This window comes from Myxococcales bacterium (genome assembly GCA_016720545.1).
Taxonomy (GTDB): Bacteria; Myxococcota_A; Polyangia; order Polyangiales; family Polyangiaceae; genus JAAFHV01.
Genome location: JADKKK010000003.1, coordinates 141,559 through 162,851, shown reverse-complemented (window position 1 = coordinate 162,851; position 21,293 = coordinate 141,559). Strand labels below are relative to the sequence as shown.

Annotated in this window: 19 protein-coding genes; 7 read left to right on the top strand and 12 right to left on the bottom strand. The window is 72.5% G+C overall.

The features are described 5' to 3' along the window. Positions 1 to 29 precede the first annotated feature (29 nt). Positions 30 to 602 carry a 16S rRNA (guanine(966)-N(2))-methyltransferase RsmD gene (gene rsmD / locus IPQ09_07755; protein ID MBL0194105.1) on the bottom strand — a complete coding sequence of 191 codons (573 nt, stop codon included), beginning with the start codon at positions 600 to 602 and terminating at the stop codon, positions 30 to 32. A gap of 80 nt (positions 603 to 682) precedes the next feature. On the opposite strand from rsmD, the gene IPQ09_07750 reads away from it, so the two are divergent. After that, positions 683 to 1,942, top strand: a complete 1,260-nt coding sequence (locus IPQ09_07750; protein MBL0194104.1) for a hypothetical protein — start codon at positions 683 to 685, stop codon at positions 1,940 to 1,942. 76 nt (positions 1,943 to 2,018) lie between these two features. Here IPQ09_07750 and IPQ09_07745 read toward each other — a convergent pair whose 3' ends face one another. The 3 genes from IPQ09_07745 to IPQ09_07735 all read right to left on the bottom strand — a co-directional run bounded on the left by IPQ09_07745 (position 2,019) and on the right by IPQ09_07735 (position 5,967). After that, the gene (locus IPQ09_07745) at positions 2,019 to 2,477 is read right to left on the bottom strand and encodes an Rrf2 family transcriptional regulator (protein MBL0194103.1); all 459 of its coding nucleotides are present in this window, start codon (positions 2,475 to 2,477) and stop codon (positions 2,019 to 2,021) included. Positions 2,478 to 2,559: 82 nt separating this feature from the next. Then, positions 2,560 to 3,504, bottom strand: a complete 945-nt coding sequence (locus tag IPQ09_07740) for a M23 family metallopeptidase (GenBank protein MBL0194102.1) — start codon at positions 3,502 to 3,504, stop codon at positions 2,560 to 2,562. A 165-nt stretch (positions 3,505 to 3,669) separates the two neighbouring features. After that, the gene (locus IPQ09_07735; GenBank protein ID MBL0194101.1) at positions 3,670 to 5,967 is read right to left on the bottom strand and encodes a DUF3160 domain-containing protein; all 2,298 of its coding nucleotides are present in this window, start codon (positions 5,965 to 5,967) and stop codon (positions 3,670 to 3,672) included. Positions 5,968 to 6,027: 60 nt separating this feature from the next. On the opposite strand from IPQ09_07735, the gene IPQ09_07730 reads away from it, so the two are divergent. Beyond that, on the top strand, positions 6,028 to 6,240 hold the full coding sequence (locus tag IPQ09_07730) for a hypothetical protein (GenBank protein ID MBL0194100.1): 213 nt from the start codon (positions 6,028 to 6,030) through the stop codon (positions 6,238 to 6,240). 192 nt (positions 6,241 to 6,432) lie between these two features. After that, a complete protein-coding gene (locus IPQ09_07725; protein ID MBL0194099.1) occupies positions 6,433 to 7,089 on the top strand; it encodes a radical SAM protein in 657 nt (218 codons plus the stop codon). Positions 7,090 to 7,122: 33 nt separating this feature from the next. Here IPQ09_07725 and IPQ09_07720 read toward each other — a convergent pair whose 3' ends face one another. From IPQ09_07720 to IPQ09_07710, 3 genes are all read right to left on the bottom strand, one after another. After that, a complete protein-coding gene (locus IPQ09_07720; GenBank protein ID MBL0194098.1) occupies positions 7,123 to 8,037 on the bottom strand; it encodes a thioesterase family protein in 915 nt (304 codons plus the stop codon). After that, the gene (locus tag IPQ09_07715; GenBank protein MBL0194097.1) at positions 8,034 to 8,651 is read right to left on the bottom strand and encodes a hypothetical protein; all 618 of its coding nucleotides are present in this window, start codon (positions 8,649 to 8,651) and stop codon (positions 8,034 to 8,036) included. The genes IPQ09_07720 and IPQ09_07715 overlap by 4 nt, the downstream gene beginning before the upstream one ends. 99 nt (positions 8,652 to 8,750) lie before the next feature. Next, positions 8,751 to 9,347, bottom strand: a complete 597-nt coding sequence (locus tag IPQ09_07710) for a DUF4920 domain-containing protein (GenBank protein ID MBL0194096.1) — start codon at positions 9,345 to 9,347, stop codon at positions 8,751 to 8,753. A gap of 186 nt (positions 9,348 to 9,533) precedes the next feature. Between IPQ09_07710 and IPQ09_07705 the strand changes: the two genes are divergently transcribed. The 4 genes from IPQ09_07705 to IPQ09_07690 all read left to right on the top strand — a co-directional run bounded on the left by IPQ09_07705 (position 9,534) and on the right by IPQ09_07690 (position 12,488). Further along, positions 9,534 to 10,061, top strand: coding sequence for a DUF962 domain-containing protein (locus IPQ09_07705; protein MBL0194095.1), 528 nt, complete (start codon positions 9,534 to 9,536; stop codon positions 10,059 to 10,061). A 49-nt stretch (positions 10,062 to 10,110) separates the two neighbouring features. After that, positions 10,111 to 10,863 carry a hypothetical protein gene (locus IPQ09_07700; protein ID MBL0194094.1) on the top strand — a complete coding sequence of 251 codons (753 nt, stop codon included), beginning with the start codon at positions 10,111 to 10,113 and terminating at the stop codon, positions 10,861 to 10,863. A 175-nt stretch (positions 10,864 to 11,038) separates the two neighbouring features. Then, on the top strand, positions 11,039 to 12,058 hold the full coding sequence (locus IPQ09_07695) for a DUF4272 domain-containing protein (protein MBL0194093.1): 1,020 nt from the start codon (positions 11,039 to 11,041) through the stop codon (positions 12,056 to 12,058). Between the two features lie 55 nt (positions 12,059 to 12,113). After that, positions 12,114 to 12,488 (top strand): hypothetical protein, encoded by a 375-nt coding sequence (locus IPQ09_07690; GenBank protein ID MBL0194092.1) that lies wholly within the window; start codon positions 12,114 to 12,116, stop codon positions 12,486 to 12,488. 260 nt (positions 12,489 to 12,748) lie between these two features. Here IPQ09_07690 and IPQ09_07685 read toward each other — a convergent pair whose 3' ends face one another. The 5 genes from IPQ09_07685 to IPQ09_07665 all read right to left on the bottom strand — a co-directional run bounded on the left by IPQ09_07685 (position 12,749) and on the right by IPQ09_07665 (position 21,292). Then, on the bottom strand, positions 12,749 to 13,225 hold the full coding sequence (locus tag IPQ09_07685; protein MBL0194091.1) for an SRPBCC domain-containing protein: 477 nt from the start codon (positions 13,223 to 13,225) through the stop codon (positions 12,749 to 12,751). A gap of 164 nt (positions 13,226 to 13,389) precedes the next feature. Continuing rightward, complete coding sequence (locus tag IPQ09_07680) at positions 13,390 to 17,607, bottom strand: hypothetical protein (GenBank protein MBL0194090.1); 4,218 nt, start codon at positions 17,605 to 17,607, stop codon at positions 13,390 to 13,392. 78 nt (positions 17,608 to 17,685) lie between these two features. Further along, positions 17,686 to 18,735, bottom strand: a complete 1,050-nt coding sequence (locus tag IPQ09_07675; protein ID MBL0194089.1) for a hypothetical protein — start codon at positions 18,733 to 18,735, stop codon at positions 17,686 to 17,688. Beyond that, positions 18,732 to 20,180, bottom strand: a complete 1,449-nt coding sequence (locus IPQ09_07670; protein ID MBL0194088.1) for a glutathionylspermidine synthase family protein — start codon at positions 20,178 to 20,180, stop codon at positions 18,732 to 18,734. Before IPQ09_07670 ends, IPQ09_07675 begins: the two co-directional genes overlap by 4 nt. Further along, positions 20,177 to 21,292, bottom strand: coding sequence for a hypothetical protein (locus IPQ09_07665; GenBank protein MBL0194087.1), 1,116 nt, complete (start codon positions 21,290 to 21,292; stop codon positions 20,177 to 20,179). Before IPQ09_07665 ends, IPQ09_07670 begins: the two co-directional genes overlap by 4 nt. Position 21,293: the final 1 nt, after the last annotated feature.

The window sequence follows — 21,293 nt, the reverse complement described above, 5'->3', positions numbered from 1 at the left end:
GGAGTATACAGGCCAGGCCGTCGACGCATTCAAGTTTGAGCACTCACGGCGAACAGCGAGAGCGCGGTGTCACCGTAAATGCGCGTATCTTCGAGAGATAAGCCAGGTACTTCGCCGGCCGCGTCCGACGAGGCGTGCTCCAGCACCACCAGGGCGTCGGGGGCCAGCCGCGCCGCCAGGGCGGGCAGCAGGGCCTGGGTCTCGGCGAGCGCGGCGTAGGGAGGATCGAGAAAGACCAGGTCGAACGGCCCGGCGGCCGCCAGGCGCGGCGCGTCGAAGAGGGGGCGGTCGACGGCGACCCGGAGCACGGTCGTGCGGTCGGCGACCCCGAGCGAGCGAATGTTCTCGTCGAGGGCGCGCAGGGCGTCGCGGGCCTTCTCCACGAAGACACAGTGGGCGGCGCCGCGCGAGAGGGCCTCCAGGCCGAGCGCGCCCGTCCCCGCGTAGAGATCGAGGGCCCGCGGCGGGGTGCTCTCGAACACCCCCCGCGACGTGAGGATCGAGAACAGAGCCTCCCGCACCCGGTCTTGCGTGGGGCGCGTCGCCGTGGAACGGGGCGCGATCAGCCGTCGCGAGCGGAGGTCGCCTCCTGTGATGCGCATGGGCCGCCGTGCCTATCGGAGTTGGGAAGCGTTGAGAAGAGTCGACGGCGCCCGGAGCCCCACGGTATTCTTCCGCCGGCATGCGAACTCGAACCCCCCTCTCCGCGCTGGCGCTCTCGATCCTCGCTCTCTCGCTGGGCGCGCTCCCGAGCCGGGCGCTCGCGGCCACGCCGGCCGCTCCGGCTCCGGCCGCGGCTGCGCCGGCAGCGGGCGCTCCAGCCGCGGGCCAACAGACCATCGCGGTGCTCGGCATCGACCCGGACGACGCCCAAGACGAGGCCGACGCCTTGGCCGACGCCTTGAAGGAGCGCGCCCGCCAGGCGCCAGGCTGGGTGCTGCTCGAGAACAGCCCGTCGCTCGGGGCGCTCACGGTGTCCCTCAAGTGCTCGGCGAAGCCCGACCTGGCGTGCCAGCAGAGGATCGCCGAGGCGGTGAAGAGCGACCGGTACGTGTGGGGTGTCATGGCGAAGGCCGGCGGTGGCGGCCAAGTGAACGTCGAGCTCCACCTCTTTCGTCGCGGAATGAAGGACTTCGTCATCCGTGAGACCTACTCCGACAAGCTCAAGAACAAGGACGACGCGCGCCTGACGGGCCTCGCGCGTCGCCTCTTCGAGGAGCTCACCGGCACGTCCGCGGCTCGCGTCGTCGTACGCGCGGGCACGGGCGGCGGCGAGGTCATCATCGACGGCGCGCGTCGCGTGCCGGTGCAGAACGGCACGGCCACCATCGACGTCACGAGCGGCGCGCACACCGTCGAGATCGTGGTGCCCGGGGCCGCGCGGCGCACGAAGCAGCTCACCCTGCAGAGCGGGCAAGAAGAGGTGATCGAGGTCGACGTCGATCTCGTGAAGACCGAGCCCAGCAAGCCGTTCCCAACGCGCACGGTGGTCGGTGGTGGGCTCGTCGCCGTCGGTGTCACCTTCGCGGTCGTCAGCGTCGTGTCCGGTGTGAGCTGGCTCGGCCTCAAGGGGGAGGAGTCCGACCTCGCCGCGCAGCTCAAATTGGGCCGCGACAACGCCCTCAGCGCGAACGACTACCAGAGCGGCGATCCGTGCGATTTCTCGGGTTCGCCGCGCACGGTCCAGAAGAGCGGCAACGACACGAACTTCTACTGCGAGAAGGACAAGTCGGCGAGGTCGGCGAGCGCCATGTTCATCGGCTTCGGGGTCGGCGCGCTGGCCGCGGGCGGCATCGGGGCGTATCTGCTGCTCACGAAGCCCGCGAGCGCGGAGGGGGGGGCGCAGCCGTCGCTGCCGAAGGCGACGACCCTCCGCGACCGCGTGAAGATGCAGCCGCTGTTCGGGACCACCAACGGCCTCATGCTGAGCGGCTCGTTCTAGCTATAGCTATCTTCCCATCGGCTCGAGACCCCATCCCCCAGTTGCATCTTGGTGAACGCGGTCTCCCAGAACTCCGTCACGGGTGCCTCCTCGAGTGACGCGCGCCGCCGCGAGTCGCGTGGCGACGGCGCACGTCGTCGCTCAGCGCCGCGAGCGTCACCTCGCCGAGGCGCGAAAGGAGCAGCGACTCGGCGTCCTCGAACGACTTGCGCAGCGTCGCGTTGACCGCCTCCTCGACGATACAGCCGGGCGTCTCCCTGCGGTGCCCGATGGCGAGCAGCGAGGGGGAGCCGAGCGCCGTGTAGACGTCGCGCAGGGTGACCTTCGCGAGATCGCAGTCCAGGGTCCACCCGCCGCCATGTCCCTTCTCCGACTGGACGTAGCCTCGGTCACGGAGCCCGGCCATCACGCGACGGAGCACCACCGGATTCGTGTCCATCGCCCCAGCGAGGACCTCGGACGTCACGGTGCCGCCCTTCTGCGCCATGTGCAGCAGCACGTGGAGCACACCCGACAGTCGGCCGTCCCGCTTCATGCAACTTATGATGTTACGTGAAGGCTAAGCCGTCAAGTGGCCCGCGTGATGACGCGCCCATGTCGGAGGGCGGCAGCGCCGGTCAGTCGAGCTGCACGACGCCGTCGAAGTCTTCCGCGCGGAACGGCAGGTCGAGGCGCGGCGCGCGGGGGCGCTCGCTCCGGTAGACCCTCGGCGCCGCGCTGAAGCGGAGCGGGTAGGTGACGTGCTGGAACACGAGCCGCGTGGCGAGCAGCCCCGGATCGCGGATCGCCGCGAGCTCCGCCCGGACGCGGCGGTCCTTGCATAGGGCGAGCGCGTCGGACATGCCCACGAGGTCGAGGTCGGTGTCCGGGAGGACCTCCGGCTCGCCGCCGTCCGCCGCTCGGTGCGGGGTCGGGGCGTTGTGGTCGCGCCAGAGCGAGACCTCCGAGTCGCTCGCGAACGGATCGACGGCGACGCCGTTCAGCCACACGTTGTAGTGGACGTGCGGGATGCCGAACGGGAAGGTGAGCAGCCCGTCGAGGCCGCTGTAGCCCGAGTGCGCCACCACCTGTCCGCGCTCGACGAGGTCGCCCACCCGCACCTCGGCCCGCGCGAGGTGGTTGCTCGAGGTGAGCAGGTGGCCCCCGTGGTCGATGACGACCTTGAGCCCGCCGCGGTTGTACTCGTTGATGACGTGGGTGATCCGCCCCGGCGCCGCCGCGCAGACCGGCGTGCCCGGAGGGATCGCGAAGTCGGTGCCGTTGTGGCTGTCGTAGGTGTTCGTGCCGCCGCGGAAGTCGCGCACCTGGGTGACCAGCGTGGACCATCCCTCCTCCACCGGGGTGGGCGTGTGGTTGAAGAGGTTCATGAGGGGGATCCGGCGACCGTGAAGCGCCTTGCCCCGCCAGAGCGAGAACCCGAGCCGCGGCCGCAGCTGCTTCGTGCTGGCGAGGCCCCACTTGGCGGGCAGCACGTTGTCGTCGCCGCGGAACACGAGGAGGGTGTCGCGGAGGCTGCGAGGGATGTCGTCGAGCGCGAAGGCTTCGCGGAGGGTGAGCTTCATGGGAGGGGGTCTCGCTGGCTAATAGGTAAGACCTATTGATAGCCTCTCCGAGCGCTCGCGCAAGGACAAAAGTGCGTCGCCACGCAGTGGGCCGCGCGGAGCCGGATGCCAGGCGTGACCTCCGCGGATCGATGCCAGCGGGATCGATGCCAGCGGCAGTGGTGGTCAGCGCGTGTAATAGGCCGACACGAACGGAGGGGGCGCGAGCGGGCTCTTCCCGAGATCGGCCTTCAGCGCGGCGTCGTGCAGCGCCTTCGACCGCGGCCAGACGACGTCGACGGCGGAGAGGCGCGGACCGATGACGTGGACGAGGCCGCCGGTGCGGGGATCGCGGAGCGCGACGTGGATCTCGGTGAGGCCGCCGATCCCCGCGACGCTGGCGCGGCCCGAGACCGGATCGGCGTGGACGTGCACGGCGAGCACTCCGCCCGTGCGCAGCCCTACGGCCTCTTCCAGCCACTCGAGGCGCCCCGCGACGCCGGCGAGGCGGGCGGCGAGCTCCACCGTGGGAGGCTGTTCGTTCGTAGCGCGCGTCGCGGTCTGGTAGGCGGCGTCCACGAGGTCCTCGAGCTCGGTGAGCGCGAGCTCCCCGCGCGAGCCCTTCGGGAGCCCGTGCGCCGCGAGCCCGCGGGCGGCCTGGCGGAGCAGCGCGAGGAGGTGACCGAGCGCCTCGGGGTGAGGCTCGACGTACACCGGCGCGTCGCGGACCTCGAGCTTCGGGCGTGCGCGCGGGGCGGCGGCGGCGGCGGCAGGCGCGCGCGCGAAGGGCCGAGCGTCGTGGCGCTCGTGCGCCCAAGCGCACACCGCGACCTCCACCTTGCGGCGCCCGTAAGCTGAGGTGAAGCTCGCCGGGAGCGAGAGCTCGCCCCGCGAGGGCTCGAGGTAGGTTGAGAGCACGTCGAGCAGGCTCATGTGGAGCGTCGCGTGCCGCGCGGGCGCCAGCGGCGCGGGCCGGAGCCGCTCGGTGCGCTCGCGCGCGGTGTCCCACCCCTCGAACGCGTCGTCGCCGGACTCGCGTCGCACACGGCGCGCCTCGGCCGAGCCCAGCCACGCGACGACGTCGGTCGCGGTGGCGAACGCCCGGTGCCCGGAGAGGGAAGTCGAGCCCGCTTCACGAAGCGCGTGCCCGACGAAGGGGAACACGAGGCCCTGGAGGGCCTGCGAGTCGACGGGCCCGCTCGCCCCCAGAAAGCGCACACCCAGCGCCGCGCGGCCGACGCCGGCGGACGTAGGCCCTTGCGCGGTCTCGGGCACCCTCACCGCCGCGACGCCGTCGTAAACTCCCGGCTCGAAGCGCGTGAGCGCGGCGCGCCGCACGCGATCGACCCGCGCCACGTCGGCCAGCGACGCTGTGCGGTCCATCGGCTCCCCGGCGGCCTTCGCGACGTCGAGCAGCGCGACCGGAGAAGGGTCGTCCGCGGGCCCCAGCACGAACGACAACACGCGCTGGAGCTTCGCGTAGTCGTCGCTGCGCTCGCGCGACGACTCCCTCGCGAGCAGACCGCCGAGCAGCAGCGCCGCCCGCGTGTGAACACGTGCAGTTTGCACGTTGATGCGGCTCCCCTCGGTCTCACCCCGCGACGAGAGCAGGAACGGGGCTCGCGCCAGCCAGGTGGCCGCTTGCGCGAAGCGCAGCCGCGCGCGCGCGTCGCCCTCCGGCGAGGGGCGCAGGGCGTGCGAGGGAGCGAAGCTGGCGTAGTCGAGCTCGACCCCGAACATCGGGCTCTGGGAGCGCCCCGCCGAGGCCTCGATGAGCCGGAGCTCGGCCTCGACGAGCGGCGCGGCGTCTGCGGGCGGCGGCGTGCCCGCCGCGAGCGCCGAGGCGACGGCCACGAAGCCCCGCGCGAGGTGGACGCCCTCCACGGCGTCGCGGCGCACCGCGCGGTCTTCCACCGCGAGCGCCGCGGTGAGGCTCGCGAGCACCCTCACGAGGGCGGGCCCGAGCACCGTCGCCTCGAGGTCCGCCACGGCGCGATCGATCGCGGCCTGCGCGAGAAAGAGCAGCGCGTCGGCGGTGAGGAGCGCCGGCACCTTGTCCCTCTCGAGGCTCGCGTAGAGGTCGGCCAGCGTGGGGCCGTCCCCGGTGTCGTCGAGCAGCGCGGGCGGCTCCACGGCGACGAAGCCGTTCTTGTGAAACGCGATCCGCGCGGACTCGGGCAGGGCGGCCCAGCGCGCCTGCGCGCCGAGCGCGTGGGTGACCTGGGGCGCGACCAGCGGGAGGCTCGGGACGCGCGGCACGTCCACGCGGAGCGCCGGCTCGACGGGGTCCCAGTACGTCCACTCCGCGGGCGGCGGACCGGGGAGCGTCTTCGCCTGGACGACGATCGGCGGGCGCGGCACGGAGCCAGGCGCTGGCATCGAGGTCTCTTCTACGCATCCCGCCAGCGCGCCGAGCGCGACCAGCGCGACCGTCGTCGCGGTCGCGGCGGCCGCAGAGAGCCTATGGGGGCGTCCAGGATTCACCGGTACTCCGCGATTACGCTACCGTCCTTGGGACAACACTCCGAATTTGTTGCGAAGAACGTGAGCGCGAGAAAGAGGCACGTCCCGAAGAAGCGGCGGGCGCCGGGCAAGACCCCGAGCAGCCTCGCGTTCCCCTTGCTCCGCACCTTCCTGCTGGCCTCGGTGGCCGTCGTCTCCGCCGCGTACGGTGTCTATCGCTACTACACCGCGCCGCGCCCCTCGATGTGGGCGCCCCGCCCCGCGCCCACCGAGATCCCCATCGAGCTCGAGTAGCGGCCCCGCGGCTTCGCCCCCGGTTCATGCCGCGCGCCCTTCGGTCGTTTGGCATAGGCACGCCGCTCGCCTGCGGCTCGCTTGCGTGTTCATGGCGCCCCCCTCGCCTGCGGCGCGCTTGCGCGGGGCCGCCATCGACCTTCGTTCGCCCCGTTGGGGCTCACTTTCAGGTTCTTGTGCTACTGGCCCGCCGTGGCCAAAGAAGACACCCTCGTCATCCACGAGATTTATGCGAGCGTGCAGGGCGAATCGACCTTCGCGGGGTTGCGGTGCACCTTCGTGCGCACGACGGGCTGCAACCTGCGCTGCTCGTGGTGCGACACCCCGCAGGCGTTCTACGGCGGAACGCGGATGGCACGCGCCGACGTGCTCGCGCGAGCCCTCGCGCTGGACACGCCGCTGGTCGAGCTCACCGGCGGCGAGCCGCTCCTTCAGCCGGGCGCGGTGCCCTTGCTGGCCGAGCTGTGCGACGCGGGCAAGACGGTGCTCATCGAGACGAGCGGCGAGGCCGACGTGTCGCGCGTCGACCCGCGGGTGCACAAGATCATGGACGTGAAGGCGCCCGGCTCGGGCGAGGCGCATCGCAACCGCTGGTCGAACCTCGACCACATCACGCCGCGCGACGAGCTCAAGTTCGTGCTGAAGAGCCGCGAAGACTACGAGTTCATGCGCGCCGTCGTGGCGGAGCGCCGCCTCGCCGACCGAACGCCGAACCTGCTCGCGAGCACCGTGTTCGGCGCGCTCGCCACCCGCGACCTCGTGGCCTGGGTGCTCGAGGACCGGCTGCCGGTGCGCGTGCAGCTGCAGATGCACAAGTTCGTCTGGCCTCCGGACGCGCAAGGGGTCTGACCGCCGAACGCGTGCGCGCGCGGCAAGGTAAGGCTACTTGACTATGGCGAACGTCTGCTGGCTCACCGCCACGAGGGCGCCGTCGGGCGTGAAGAGATCGCGCTGCTCCGCGACGAAGCCCCCGAAGCGCCCGAGCTCGCGCGCCTGGTGAAAGAGAGGCGCGCCCGGATCGAGGTCGGCCGGCGATGTCATGAGCTGGAGCGAGAAAGACACCGTCGCGAGCGCGCGCGGTGCGCTCTGTCTCACGAGGAACGTGGGCCAGTACACGTCGGAGAGCGCGATCACCTCGGCCGCGCTCCGCTCGCGCGAGCGGGCGCCGCGCTCGCGCACGAAGCCCTCGCACCGGGGCTCGTCCCCCGAGAACGGGACAGGTCCGGTCACGCGGAGCTCGAAGTGCTGGAGGAAGCGAGGCGCCAAGGGTGGGCCGACCTGCGTGACGGGGACCTCGCTCCACGGGGGGCTCGCGCGCTTCTGCAGGTCGGCGCTGGCCTCGTCGCCGCGAGAGCGACCCAGCACCGCCGTGGCGACCGCGAGGGTCTCGCCCGCGTGGTGGAGCCAGGCCTGCCAGGTCGACGCGCCGGTGCCCCGGCGGACGGCCGCCACCCGCAGGAGCGACTCGCCGACCGGCACGGGCCCCGGGAGCTGCCCCGTCAGCGCGCGAAGCCTGCGCGTGGGATCGGGCTCGGACGCCTCGATCGCCTGGGCGAGGGCGCCCAGCACCAGGCCCCCGAACGCGCCCCGGCCCTGCTGCCAGCCGTCCTCGACCACGAGGCGGAAGCGGCGGGCGCCGTCGTCGCCGTCGCCGTCGCCGTCGTCGCGCTGGAGTGGGGTGAGCGTGAGCGCGCCGCGGAGGCCGCGGACCACGCCCTCGTGGCCGTAGATGCCCGGTGTGTCGTCTTCAGGTACCACGTTTGACGGGTCGGCGGCGGGGGTCTCGAGGCTCGTCACGGCGAGAGCACCGCGTCGAGCGCGCCGTGCACCTTCACGCCGCCCAGATCGCCGTAGAAGCGGGCGCGGAGCTTCTTGTCGGTGGCCTCGACGACCTCGAGCTTGCCCCCGGTGAGCAGGCCCTCGGCGCGCTCGTCGCCGACCACGAGCACGTCGACCTTCGCTGGCCCTCCGGACGCGAGGTCGAGCGTCCCTGGGGTGCGGTTCGGCAGCGCGATGACGACCCGGTTCGCGCTGTCGTCGAAGTAGGCGTAGTACGCGACCGAGGGGGGCGTCGGCGCGTCCACCTTCGACGCGTCGGCGTCGACGCTCTTGGCCACAGCCTTGTAGCCGAAGAACTTCCCGCCGTTCGCGTAGAGCACCAGGCCGCCCTCGAACGCGGGGAACGACGTAGGGCCCGGCGGCGGCACCGCGGCGTCCGGGCGGGCGGCGTCCGGCGCCCCCGCGTCGGCCGGCGAGGTGGCGTCCGGCTCGGGCCCGGAGGCGTCGACCGCGGGCGCGGCGTCCGCGGGGGTCGCTGGGGTCGCGGGCGCCGCGGTGGAGGAACAACCGACGAGGGCCGCGACCGCGCCGCCTAGAGCGAAGCGAGCGAGGGCGGCGAGGGCAGGGACCATGGCGAGGTGGGCTCCGGGGTGGGCGGGGCGCGAGACGACGGAAGACGCGCGAAACAGTCGTGTAAGGTGGGCTCGAACAGATCGACTACTAGAGGAGAGTTAGTCGAATATTTCGACGCCCTGCGCCTCGAGTTCGAGCTTCGCGAGCGGCCGCCCGAGCTGCTTCTGGGCCTCGGCCTTGCACCCCGCGGCGCCGCCGTGCTCGCCTCCGCAGGCCGCCTCGGCGGCGTTGCCCGCGAGCCGCCCGAGGACTCGGGCGCGCTTTCCCGACGCCGTGCGCGGCACGAAGAACGCGTGGCCCGCCATCTTCACGTGCGCCTCGCCGCGCTCGTCTTTGAGCTCCATCCAGCACCCGCGGTGCTCGCACACCGCCGACACGGTGCCTTCCATCACGAGGGACTTGTTGGCAAACTTCATGGGGGCCGCCGCGACCTGCGCGAGCGAGGCCTTCTCGCCGCCCTCGATCGGCGCGCCGAGCGCGACCTTGCCTCGCGGAGCCTGCGCCGCGCCCACGGTGGGCGCGACGGGCTTCGGGGCTTCACCCTTGGCGGGCGCAGCGGCGGGGGCCGCCGCGGGCTCGGGCTCGGCCCGCGCGAGCTCGGCGGGGGGCTGCGACTGGCACGCGAGCGTCGCGGCGCTCGCGAGCGCGGCGATCGCGGCGAGCGTCGAGGTGCGGAGAGCGCGGGACGTGAACATGGACCGCAGGGTACCTCACGTCGGGGCGTTCGCCCAACGCGGCAGGCGCAGCGGCCTCGGGCGACGGCTCCGGCGAGCTCGAGCGGCGGCCGCCGCCGAGGCGCGGCTGGCGCACGAACGGCGTGCGCGGCCCGATCGTTGCGCTATCGTGCCGCACAGCGTCGTTCTGGCGCGCCGGAGGTGGGCATGGCGAAGGAAGAGAAGTCGGGCTCGGCGTGGGCCGTCTCGGGAATGGTGGCGCTCCTGGCCGGTCGCAAGGTCGCGGGCCTCGGGATGTTCGCGCGTGGCCTCGCCGTGCTCGAGCAGGGCTGGCGTGACCGTCACCCGAACTTCGAGGGCGGAATCAGCGAGCGGTGGGAGGCGGCGACCGAGTTCTACGAGAGCACGCACCGCAACAAGACCAACCGTTGGCTCCACATGGCGGGCATCCCCTTCATCGTCGGCGGCGCGGTGGGCCTCTTCGCCTTCAAGCCGTATCGCCCCGCGTGGGGCGTGTCGGCGGGCAGCTTCGCGTTCGGCTGGGGCCTCAACATCCTAGGTCACGCCGCGTTCGAGAAGAACGCGCCCGCGTTCAAGGACGACCCCTTGAGCTTCCTCGCGGGGCCCGTGTGGGACCTCCGGCAGTTCCAAGGCCGCCGCGCGCGCGCCAACGCCGAGCCGGCGCACGCGAACGGCGCGTCGGCGAACGGCGCCTCCCACGCCCCCGTCAACTGAGCGGAGCGGGGCGACCCCCCAATAGGCAAGGATAGCCATGCTGAGACGAGTGAGGAGGCGCAGTTGGCTCGTGGGGCTCGCGGCGCTCGCCTGCGCGGCGTCCATGGAGCCTCGCGCGGTCGCGTGCGGGGCGTCGCCCGGGGGGCCGCTCGGCCACACGATGTGCGGGCTCGACGACGGTCCGCTCACGCGCCGCTTCCGCGGCGCCATGAGCTACTCGTACTCGGCGACGCGCCTCTCGTTCGGCGAGGGCCTGAAGTTCGACCTCGAGCGCCAGTCGACCCTCGTCACCCTTGATTACCGCCTCGACAAGAAGACCTCCCTCACCTTTGGTGCCGGTGGGCTGCTCGCCGGTAGCCTGGAGGGCGCGGAGCGGTCGACGTTCTCGGGCGGCCCCGCGGCGCTCGTGGGCTACTCCGTGGGCCTCGCCCGTGAGGGCCGCTGGGCGCCGTTCACCGTGCTCACGATCGCCGGCTCGTTCGTGCACGCTGGCACCCGGGCGATCGCGGCGACCTCCCCCTTCGCGCAGTCGGTGGGTTACACGGCGCTCGACGCGCGGGCCGGACTCCTCGTGGGGAAGACCGTGTTCGACACGGTCTCGGTGTATGCCGCAGGGAGGCTCTTTGGCGGCCCCGTGTTCTGGCGAACCGAGGGAGCGTCCAAGCTGGGGACCGACATCTACCACTACCAAGTCGGCGGGGGCCTCCTCGTGCGCCTCCCCGCGGGGCTCGAGCTGTTCTTCGAGGGCGTGCCCCTCGGCGAGCGCGGGGCGGTCGCCGGGCTCGGACTCACCCCCGACTGAACCCGGCGCGCCGCGCGCGCCGCGCACCGCGGTCTGCGATGGGTCGCTCGTCATCCCCCTCCCCATCCCCATTTCGCATTTCGCATTTCGCATTTCGCATTTCGCATTTCGCATTTCGCATTCACCCTTTCGTAGTTGCCAGTCCGAACACGCCACGCGCTCGCTACCGAAGTCCATGCTCCTAAACGTCTATTGCACTCGCCGCGATCTGCCGCGGCTCTCGTTTCCCCACACGCTCCGTAGCCAGCGCGACCGCACCGATCCAGAGCTCGCGGCGCACCTGCACGGCTTCATGGGGTTCGTCATGGGCGGGGGCTCGCGGCCCATGACCGCCACGCGCTACCACGTCCTCCGGCACATCGAGCGAGTCCGTCACCAGGTGGCGCTCGAGATCGAGGCCGACGACGTCGCCGAGTTCGAGACGTGGGCGAAGGAGGCGAACGCGCTCGTCTTCCTCCGCGATGGGAGCGTGCGCTCGCCCGAGGGGCGCGTGCTCGTGGAGCCCGAGACCGGCGAGTCGCAGCCCGGCGCCGACGTCCCGTATCCACCCGACAGCGTCGAGCGGAGAGCCGCGACCCAGGCTGCCCTCGCCGCGCGCGGGCTCAGCACGCCCGCTGGCCTGCCCCCGGTGGTCTCCGAGCTCGAGGTGGAGCTGCGCGAGGGACCCGAGGTCGCCGCGCGCTGCCTCGCCCTCTTCGCGTGCGCCCTCCGCGCCGAGGGGCTCTCGGGCCCGGAGCAGCTCACCCCCGACGACATCGCGTCGCGTCTGCCCGGCGCCGAGGCCGCGATGAGCCCGAAGGAGCGGGTGTTTTTTCGCGAGGAGGCCCCGTCGAAGCGCGACGTCGTGGACCACGTGTGGCGCTACGAGGCTCTCTGCACGCTCCTCTGGGCCATCGGCCACACGCCGGAGCTCGCGTTTCCGGCGGCGACGTGCGATGTCGCGGCGGTCGCGAAGCTCCTCGTGGGCGCGTCGCACGAGGCCTTCGTGCGCGACGCGCGCCGACGACTCACGACCGAGCTCCTCGACGCGCTCGATCTGCACCTGCGGCTGCACTACCTCGTGAACGAGGCGTCGGCCCACGAGGGGACCGCGCCGGGGCTGGTGGCGGGGGTCGTGCAAGAGCGCCATCACGCGCTGAACTGGCTCACCTGCTTCGAGGACGCCGACTGGGACGACGTGACCACGCCGACGTGACGGACACGGCCGTGCCGGGCTTGCCTTCGCCGCCTTGGGGGGTCACGCTGGTGGGATGAGTCGCCCCGAGGTACCCCCCGCCGATGGTCCCCGCCGCGCGTTTTGGGTGCGCTCCCGGGAGCTCGCGCTCCTCGCCCTGGGGGCGGTCCTCGGCACCTCGCTCCATTCGGCGTTCGCGCCGCCAGCCGTCGTGCCCGGTCCGGAGCGCGTCCTGGTGCGCACCGTCGTGGCGCCCTGCCAGCGCGCGCGGCCGCGTGAGGTGGGCAGTTCGCTGCAGGTCGAGTGGCACGGCACCTACTACCCCGCGACGGTGCTCCGCATGACCCACGAGGGGCGCGTGCGCATTCGCTACGACGGCTACGGCCCGGAGTGGGACGAGGACGTCACCGACGAGCGAATCCGCGATCGCGGTGAGTCCGACGATCGCTAGTTCCCTGTCGAACGACCGGCGGGCGGTGGATGTAGAGTGCACGAATGGCGTGCGCCTGCGCCGAGCTCCGCTGACTACCACCACTGCGAGACTTCATTCTCGCAGTGGTGGTCGTTGGCCGCGGGAGCGGACAAGCCGGAGGGGTGAATCGGCCAGCTTTGTGGCCGAGAGGGGGCGCCGCGCCCCCTACGGGACAGGGCTAGCACACCTGCCGTTCGCGCAGCGAACTGCGTAGCGAGAGGGAACCTCTCGCAGTAGTGCTAGTGCGCGCCGAAATGGGCGCTCAGCCGGCTCATCACGCTGGGCCAGGCGCGCGCGAAATACGGCCCCACCGCCGACCAGTCGCCCTCCTCGCCGAGCCCGAGGTGGCGGAGGCGCACGCGCGTGCCAGTCGCGAGCGGCGCGAGGGTGAGGACACACCACGCGCGCCGCGAGCGAGCGAAGGGGATCTCCGGCGGCGCGTTCCACGAGAAGGCGAGCAGCTCATCGGGCACGTATGCCAGGACCTGGCATCCCTCCGAGCCCTGCGCGCCTGCGGGAGCGTCGGCGAGGAAGATCCACTCGTAGGCCCCGCCGATGCGGAGGTCGACGCGCGACTCGATGCCCAGCCAGGCGCGCAGCCCCTCCGAGGTCGTCCAGGCGTCGAACACCTCGCGCGGAGTGGCCGCGACGTCCACGGAGGCGTCGACCACCACCGGGACCCGCGCCGAGGCGTCGAAGAGCGTCGTGTCGATCATCCATGAGCCTTGCCACTGATCGAGCCCGAGTCGCAAGCCTGGACGCGCCATGTCTGCAGCCTGGTGAGCTGCGGGCCGGCGGGCGAGGGCTGCTCGCAGCGATGTCAAGGCTACTCCGTGATGGGAGCCGTGGTGGCCACTCGGGGCTGAGCGGCGCGCTCGGATCACTTGGCGACGAACCTGTCGACCAACACGTGACGCACGGGCTTCGAGGGCTTCGTGCGGCGGCCGCGCCCGTCGACGGCGACGAGCCAGTAGTAAAGGGGCACTCCCGCGCGGAGGCCTGGCACGAGCTGTCCGGGCACGAGGCCCTCCGGCGTGAGGTTCAGCGCCGCCTGGCCGTCGGCGTGGGCGCCCACCCAGAGCTCGTACCGTGTCTTTCCGCGCGCGCGCTGAAAGTCGATGTGCGCGCGGGTCCCGTCGTAATCGTTTGTGGCCGGCCGCACGGCCGTGATCGCCGGCGCCGCCCCCTGGCCGTCCCTCTCCAGCTCCGCGATGGGGTTCGGCAGCGGTCCACTGCGGACGGGCGCTGGGGCCCGGAGGCGGCTGACGCGTACCGCCTCTTCGGTCGCATCCGAGGCCGAGTCGTACTCGGCGAAGAGTCGCCCGAGGCTCACCTCGTTGGAGGCGGCGGGTGCGATGTCGTTCACGTAAAGCACGTGGGTACGCTGCTCCACGACGACCGCCTCCACCGAGAGCGGGAGATCGACCACGCCGTCGCCCTCGTCGGAGCGCCACCACGTGGTGCCGTTCTTCCGGTAGGTGTCCCACCCGGTGTGCCCGGGGAGCTCGACCGTGAGATATCGAGTGCCGTCGAACGCAAACTGGCTCCACGAGTGGGGATCGTCGGCGTTGTAGGCGTCCTTCGCGCCGATGCTCTCCCACCGCTCGCCCTTCGCGTCGCGCAGCACGTAGATCACGCGGCCCCAGTCGCTCGAAGCGTTGACCCAGAGGCCGAGCTTCGAGGGCGCTCCCGGGAGGACGATAGGTCTCTTCGGTCGCAGGACGCCGTACCAAGGCATGAGCTCGTGGGGAGTCGCCGGTCGCTCGAGCTTGCTCGTGAGCATCGCGCCCCGCTGGGCGTCCTGGGTCCTGCGCGCGGTGAAGCGGCCGGGATAGTGCATGATCGCGACGTGATTGCCCTCGAGCGTGAAGTCGCGCTCGCCAGTGAATGCCCACGAGGCGTCGCCCAGGTCGGCCACGAGCCTCGCCCCCTCGGCTGGACGGGCGTCCGAGTGATCGGGCGGTCCGACGGCGATCGACGCGACGCTGAGGCTGGGGCTCGCGGTGGTCACGTAAGTGACCGAAGGGCCCGTGGCCACCGTCACGCGCCTGTCCTCGCTCCGCGCCCCGCGGGTGTTGTTCATCGAATCGGTGACCTCGACCGCGCCGTCGGCGCTCATCGTGAGCGTGGCGGGCCGGGTGCCGCGGAGCGTCCATAGCGCGTAGACCCAGCCGCGGGAGTCGGCGCGCGCGAAGCGGAGGGCGAAGGTGGAGGTCGAGCCGGTGCTCACCCAGCCGTCGAAATTGGCCTCGTTCAGCCGGTCGGTCATCGTGGCGAATGCGGCGTACGCAGGCTTCGGCGCGGCGTACGGGATCTTCGTCCGGATGCCGCAGCCGCCGTAGTGCTCGGCGCCGTAGGAGTCCGAAGAGTCGATGTCGTACCACCCCGAATAGAACCTCTTTACCCCATAGGCCATCGAGAGGAGCGACCAGCGATGGTAGATGTCCATCTGCTCGCGCCAGGACACCGCCCCTGGCTCGGTGGGCACGAAGATCCCCTCCACGAAGCGGAGGTCGGGCTCCGGAATGCCCGCCTTCGCGTATTCCCTCCGCACCCAATAGAGCCTGTGGAGCGACTGCTCGTGGAGTTGGCGCTCGGGAATGCGCTCGAACCCCGGGACATCGAGCCCCGAGCCGTCGACGACGTCCTTCGAGAGGCCCGCGCGCAGGAGCGGCCACACGAACCCTGGATCGCCCCACGGGACGAGCACCTTGGCGCCTTGTCTCCCCACCCGCGCCGTCGCCGCGGCGAGCTTGGCGGTCTGCACCAAGGTGGATATCTGCTCTCGCTCCTCGGCCGTGGGCGTGAGCGGCTTCTCTCCCCAGTACTCGGGCGGGTGGGCGATGGTCATGCGCGCGCCCAAGCTCGGCTCCGGGAAGAGCGTGACGTGGTCGGGGCGATGTCTTGGCGGGATGGCTGCGTCCCACTCGCGCCACTCCTTGAGGGCTGCCTTCCCTAGCGCCGGTCGCCGCGCGGCCGGCCAGGGCTGCGCCGCGACGATGAAGGCGTTCGTGCCGACTCGGTCCCAGTGCGCCTCGGCGATGCGCGCGCCCTCCGGGGATAGGCCTGGAGGGTAGCTCATCGCTGTGCGCGCGCCCGCCATGGTCATGAGTCGGACGGAGTGCTCCGGCTTCGGGCTGCCGTGTCCGCTGCCGTAGCTCCAATAGCCGAAGAGCGCGCCGCGCCCGGGCGTCCAGCGCGGGCTGCGAGTGTCTGGCGCGAGCTTCACGAGCGAGCGACTCTCCGTCCACGTCCGGCCCGCGATGGCCAGGGTCGCCTTGACGTCGTGATACCCGAAGCGCTTGACGGGCAGCTCGAGCGGGATCTCCACGGGCGAGCTCGCGCCCGCGGGATCTAGCGAGCCGGGCGGGAGCGACACCGCGCGCTCGTGGGTCGTCGACTCGGTGCCGTCGTAGCTCGTCGTCGTGACGGTGAGCTTGCCTATCTGTGTGGTCGCGGTGCGATTCGCGACTCGGGCGACGTACGAGGGCTCCTCGGGAGATTGCCATACATGGCCGAAGCGTGAAGGGCGCCAATCGAAGGTGACCGGTGTCTCCTCGAGCGTGGCCGCGTACACATGCACGCTGGAGGGCAGCCCCGCCTGGTGCGCGCCGTAGGCGATGGGATCGGGGTAGTTGCGGTAGAGCCGCGTCTCCTTGGTGAGCTCGAGCTCCACGACGTCGAGATCCCCGAACGACGAGAGGAGCCCGGGATCGAGGGGAATCGTGAGGTGGTGGAGCGCGATGGCGCGCCCGTCGCGGAGGCGCACGGGCAGCGCGTCGACGCCCGCCGTCGTGGTCGCCAGCGGCGCCCGGCCCACGAACGAGCGGGTGAAGCCCGCCCCAGGTCGGTAGAACGCGGCGGTCACGATTGGCACCGAGTCGTCGCCCCCGTCGCTGGCTGCGACGAGGTGGAGCGCCGAGAACGACCCGTTCGCGACCCGCAGCTGGATGCGCGTGGGATCGCGCTCGCTCGCCCCGACCCAGCGCGACATCGGGCCACCCGAGGCGCTCGAGTAGCCTTCGTAGTTGCCTTGTCGGAGCGTGCTCTTGCCGACGTCGATGTGGTCGTTTCCGTCGAGATCCGGCCCGGGGAACACGAACGGGACGCCTCCCACGCAGGCCTCCTCGCCGGGCGGTGGCAGAGCGCCTGGGGCCACGTCGACGCCAGCGAGCAGGCCTCGCGCGTTGACGTGGCCGCCGAGCCCGAGCGCCCGATACCCGCGCTGCCTGGCGCATCGCCCCGTCGACAGCGCGCGCGTCGTGATCCCGGCGAGCTCGGCGCCCGGCCCGAGGGTCACGTGGACCGTGCCTGTAGGATCGAGGCCCGCGTCGCGTTTCTGCGCCACCAACCTGTCGTCGAGCCACACGCTCACCGCGCCGCGTCGCAGCTCCGCCCGCACGGCGAGCCACTTGTCATCGAGCGCCGGCAGGCTCGCCATGTCGGCCTCGAGCGCAGAGCGGAACGCCTCGGGCCAGCCCGGCTCGAACGCCTCGACCGCGCGGAGGCGATAGTCGAGCGTCGTCGAGGGGGTGAAGGGCCAGTCGAGCTTCTCGAAGACCTTCGGGTCGAAGAGGGGCCCGTCGTTCTCCGTGACGCTGGCGCTGACGAGCGACGGCGAGCGGCTCGCCCCGAGCGTGAGCTGCAGGCCTGCGTACGGCGGCGCCGCGTCTTCGCCCTCGGCCGCGCGCCGCGCGAAGGCGAAGGAGGCGGTGGTGGTGCTCCCCGCCTTGGGGCGAAAGCGCACGAGCGCGCGGACCTCGCGTGCCTCGGCGCGCCACGCAGGGCTCTCGAGCGTGACGGGCTGGTCCTTCGCGGCTCGCAGCACGACGCCGAGGCGCGGGTCACGGGCGGTCTCCACCCGACTGCCGCCCGTCGGCGCGAGCGCGACCGGATCGAGCGGCACGGGCGCGTCGGCGAGCGTCCACCAGGGGCCCGCGGGGCGCGCCGACGAGGCCGCGGGCTCGGGCGCGCCTGGGGCCGGCGCTGGCTCGCGCGAGGGGGCACACGCGCTCCCCCACGCGATGACCGTGACGCACGAGAGGCGCGAGAGGCGCGCTCTCGTCGCGCGTCGCCGCAGACGTTCGCCCGATCCCATGATCGTTTAGAGGTACCACGCGGAGCGAGCGCCGCGCTGGTGGCCATTGGGTCTGGAGCAAAGGCGTGTAGAGTGCACTTATCCGCCGCCGTGGCTTCCGTGGGCCCCGTGGCCATAGCCGCCGCGGCTCCGCGAGAAGCCGCCGGGGAAGAACAGCGGGCGCCCGTAGGCCACTCCGAAGCCTCCGCGCGCGCGCCGGTAGAACGCGGGATCGTCTTGCAGCACGGGGCGGGGATCGATGTGCAGCGCGGTGGGGGCGAGCGTTCGCTCCCAGTCGAGCCCGCGCTGCAGCTCGGACAGCCAGGGGAGGTCCACGAAGTGGGTTTGGATGCCGCTCGCCTGCCAGTCGCGCAGCACGGGGTAGAGATCGTCCTCCTCGCCCTCGGTGTCGTCGAGGCTCTCCACGAGGTACACGACGCGGGTGATCCCCAGCCGGCGCAGCTCCTCCACGCTCGGCAGGTCGTGGGCCTGGAGCATGTAGCGGTTGTCGTAGTCGTCGCCGGGGTCGTCGTCGCGGTAGGCGAGACGCCACGAGTCGAGCAGGAAGATCGCGTGCGAGGTGGGCGAGGGACGCGCGCCCTGAGACGCGAGGGCGGCCTCGCGCGGGGGCCGGGGCGGTCCCATGAGCACGAGGGCGGCGAGGGTCTCGTCGGCCGGCACGAGGCCGGTCTCGGAGGGCCAGTTGTTGAACGTGAGCACCGGCGAGATGGCCTCCGTCGTGTACCGGGGCAGGGCCGCGCCGAAGGCGACCGAGGCCGCGCCGCGCATGTCGCACAGCCACAAGGTGCGCGCGGGGAGGCCTACCTCGCCGAGGCGCCGCGCGGCGCGGGTTGCCTCGTACACCACGTCGAGCTGGGCTACGTCGGGCAGCTCGGCGCGCCCTCCCATCGCGTCGAGCGAGGCGATGAGGGTGCTCTTCTCGTAGCGCGCCCACGGATCCCCCGCCGCGAGCTCCCACCGCGCGAGGACCTCGCGGGCCGACGGCACGGCCATCGCCTTTGGGAAGGGCGTCTCCTGGGTCGCGAACGCCACCGACACGGACGGCGTGAACGGACGCAGCGAGCAGGCCGTCGCCAGGGTCACGAGCGAGAGCAGGCTCAGGCTCTGCACGCCGCGACGGCGGCTCACGCGCGCACCCCGAAGTCTGCGACGCGAGGTGGCCCGCGGCGGAGGTCGCCCTCGCGATCGCGTCGGAGCGCCGGCGTATCGAGGACGACGGGCACGACGAGGGCGTCGTGGGAGGTGTGGCTCTCCTCGGTCAACCTCGCGAAATAACCTTGAAATTCGCCATCGAGTACGTACGCGCCGAGGGTGACGAGGCGCGGGCCCCACGGGGTGGAGACCGGGCGCTGCCGCAGGAACCGCTGGGCGATCCAGACGTCGCGCTCGCCGTCGTCGCCGGTCTGCTCCGAGGCCCGACGCACGCCGCCGACGAGGCGTGCCCACTCGTCGTCCGGCTCGAGCGCGCCCACGAAGACCTCGTCGCCCACGCGCCCGAGCGCGCGCTTCAGCACCCACTGCGATCGCTCCTCGAGGAGCGGCGCTTCGCGGGGGAGCGTCGTGTACGGCAGACGCTGCGCGACGGCGTCGGCGAGGCGCGCGCGGAGCTCGGCATCGCCGGGCCGTCCGCCACCGTCACGCTCGCCCTCGCGCCACGCCGGCTCGAGAGCGCACGCGCGCGCGAACGCGAGCTTCGACTGCTCGAACATCGCGGCGAACGACGAGAGCGTGGTGAGGTTCCCCGCGGCGATCGCCGCCGCGAGCGGCGCTGCGATCGGGAGCTCCGCGAGGTGCTCGCTCGGGTAGAAGCGGTAGAGGACGCTCACGGGTTCGCCGTCGACGGTGCACCGCGCGTCGTCGACCGCGAGCGCCGTTGGGCCAACTCGCCGCGCGCGACCCCCGGCCTGCGTGACCGCGCGCTCCACCAGCGCGCAGATGGCGAGGTCCTCGGCGTATGCGGTCGCGAACACGAGGGCGACGAGGCCCTTCGGCGAGCCCGGCCCGCCCGACGCCGCGACGAGGCGCGCCGCGAGGGCTCCGAGCACCGGCGTGATGTCCGCGCGCCCCTTGAAGCCAGCGAGCCGGAGAAGATCGGGCAGGCCGTGCGCCTCGTTGAGCCCGCCCGGGCAGTCGGCGTTGATCTCGCAGGCGCGGAAGCGGTCGTCCTCGCCGAGGAGCAGGTCGACCCGCACGAGCCGCCCGTGGTCGCCGGCTCGGTGCGACGCGCGGGCCAAGGCCCGGAGCTGCGCCGAGAAGCCGTAGAGGGCCGCCTCGTCGTCGCTCGTGAGCGCGAGGCGCGCGACCTCGCCGATCACCGCGCACGCGGCGAGCGCCGCGGCCTTCGCGTCCTCATGGGCGGCCTCGGTGAGCACGAGCGGGTGGAGGTCGACGCGACGCTGGCCCGCGACGTACTCGTCCCACACGAGGTGCGTGAGCCGGAGGCGGCGCGAGAGCCCGGGGAGCGCGAGCGGATCGGCGATCGGCAGCCGCGCGACGTGCGCGAGGGCGGTCGGTGCGAGCGCGGGCGGCGGCGCTGCGGGCGCGGAGGCCCCGTCCGGTACGCGCGAGCTCACTGGGTGCGCTCCGCAAGTCGTTGAAACAGCGCGGGATCTTCGGCCCCGAGGCCGTAGTACAGCACGCCCACCTCCGGCGGCAGCGAGGTCGCGAAGGCGCCCAGCGCGAGGCCCGTGGACTCCGCGTCGTCGTACCAGACCTCGTGCGTGGCGCCCGCCTCGGCGTAGCTGAACGTGAGCGCGCCCGTGGGGCCACGACGCGGAACGGCGCCGTGGGTCGAGGCGAGCCCTCGAGCCTCGAGCACGCTCACTCCGCGCGGGCCGCGAGGCCCGAAGTCGGTGCCATAAAGAGGCACGGCCACGGCGGTCTCGCGCTGCTCTCGCAGCGCGAGGCGCACGGCGTCGGTCGCCCAGCCGGGATCGAGCGTGGGGCCGGGCGTGGTGTCCGAGTAGTCGAGGGTCATCACCCGGAAGCGGTCGACGCTCGCCGCGAGCGCCGCGCGATCGAAGGCCTCGCCGTTGGGCAGATCGCTCGGCGTGGCGACCGACGGCGGGAGCAGGAGCCCGAGCGGCTTCTTCGCCTGGCGGGTCTTCGCCGACACGGCGGCGACGAGCCTCGTGAGATCGGCGCGGGCGTCGACCGGCGCGCTCATGAGATCGAGATCGACCGCGTCGACCTTCGGGAGGAGCGGCTCGAGCGAGGCGACCAACGCGTCGCGAAACGCGGGATCGCGGAGGAGACCGCGAGTGCGCTCGGCGTCGTAGCGCGCGCCGGTCTCGTCGGTGAACGCGACGCCCAGCGAGACCTGGTAGCCCAGGCTGCGGAGGCTCGCGACGGTGCGCTCGAGCGCCGCGCGCGCTCCTTTGTCGGCCGGGCCGAGGGCGCCGGTGTCGCGGGGCACCATGCAGAGCAAGAGCACCTCGCCCGCGATCGCGCGGGTCGACGGCCGCGCGAGCGTCGCCTCGTGCCACGGGTCGAGGCCGCACGCGTCGAGAAGGAGCGTGCCCTTTCGGCGCGGCAGCGGCGTGTCTGCGCCGAGCCCCACCGCGTCGAGCGGCACGGGCCCCTCGCCGTTGCAGCCGATCGCCGTGGACAGCGCCAGCAGGGCGAGCCCGAGCGCCGCCAAGCGCCGAGATCGGGGCGGCCGAGGGTGAGACGTGCGCGGGGACATG

Bases quoted from the DNA above. Each gene is read 5' to 3' on its own strand.
- rsmD (MBL0194105.1), bottom strand. From the start codon at position 602: ATGCGCATCACAGGAGGCGACCTCCGCTCGCGACGGCTGATCGCGCCC.
- IPQ09_07750 (MBL0194104.1), top strand. From the start codon at position 683: ATGCGAACTCGAACCCCCCTCTCCGCGCTGGCGCTCTCGATCCTCGCT.
- IPQ09_07745 (MBL0194103.1), bottom strand. From the start codon at position 2,477: ATGAAGCGGGACGGCCGACTGTCGGGTGTGCTCCACGTGCTGCTGCAC.
- IPQ09_07740 (MBL0194102.1), bottom strand. From the start codon at position 3,504: ATGAAGCTCACCCTCCGCGAAGCCTTCGCGCTCGACGACATCCCTCGC.
- IPQ09_07715 (MBL0194097.1), bottom strand. From the start codon at position 8,651: ATGGTCCCTGCCCTCGCCGCCCTCGCTCGCTTCGCTCTAGGCGGCGCG.
- IPQ09_07710 (MBL0194096.1), bottom strand. From the start codon at position 9,347: ATGTTCACGTCCCGCGCTCTCCGCACCTCGACGCTCGCCGCGATCGCC.
- IPQ09_07705 (MBL0194095.1), top strand. From the start codon at position 9,534: ATGGCGAAGGAAGAGAAGTCGGGCTCGGCGTGGGCCGTCTCGGGAATG.
- IPQ09_07695 (MBL0194093.1), top strand. From the start codon at position 11,039: ATGCTCCTAAACGTCTATTGCACTCGCCGCGATCTGCCGCGGCTCTCG.
- IPQ09_07690 (MBL0194092.1), top strand. From the start codon at position 12,114: ATGAGTCGCCCCGAGGTACCCCCCGCCGATGGTCCCCGCCGCGCGTTT.
- IPQ09_07685 (MBL0194091.1), bottom strand. From the start codon at position 13,225: ATGATCGACACGACGCTCTTCGACGCCTCGGCGCGGGTCCCGGTGGTG.
- IPQ09_07680 (MBL0194090.1), bottom strand. From the start codon at position 17,607: ATGGGATCGGGCGAACGTCTGCGGCGACGCGCGACGAGAGCGCGCCTC.
- IPQ09_07665 (MBL0194087.1), bottom strand. From the start codon at position 21,292: ATGTCCCCGCGCACGTCTCACCCTCGGCCGCCCCGATCTCGGCGCTTG.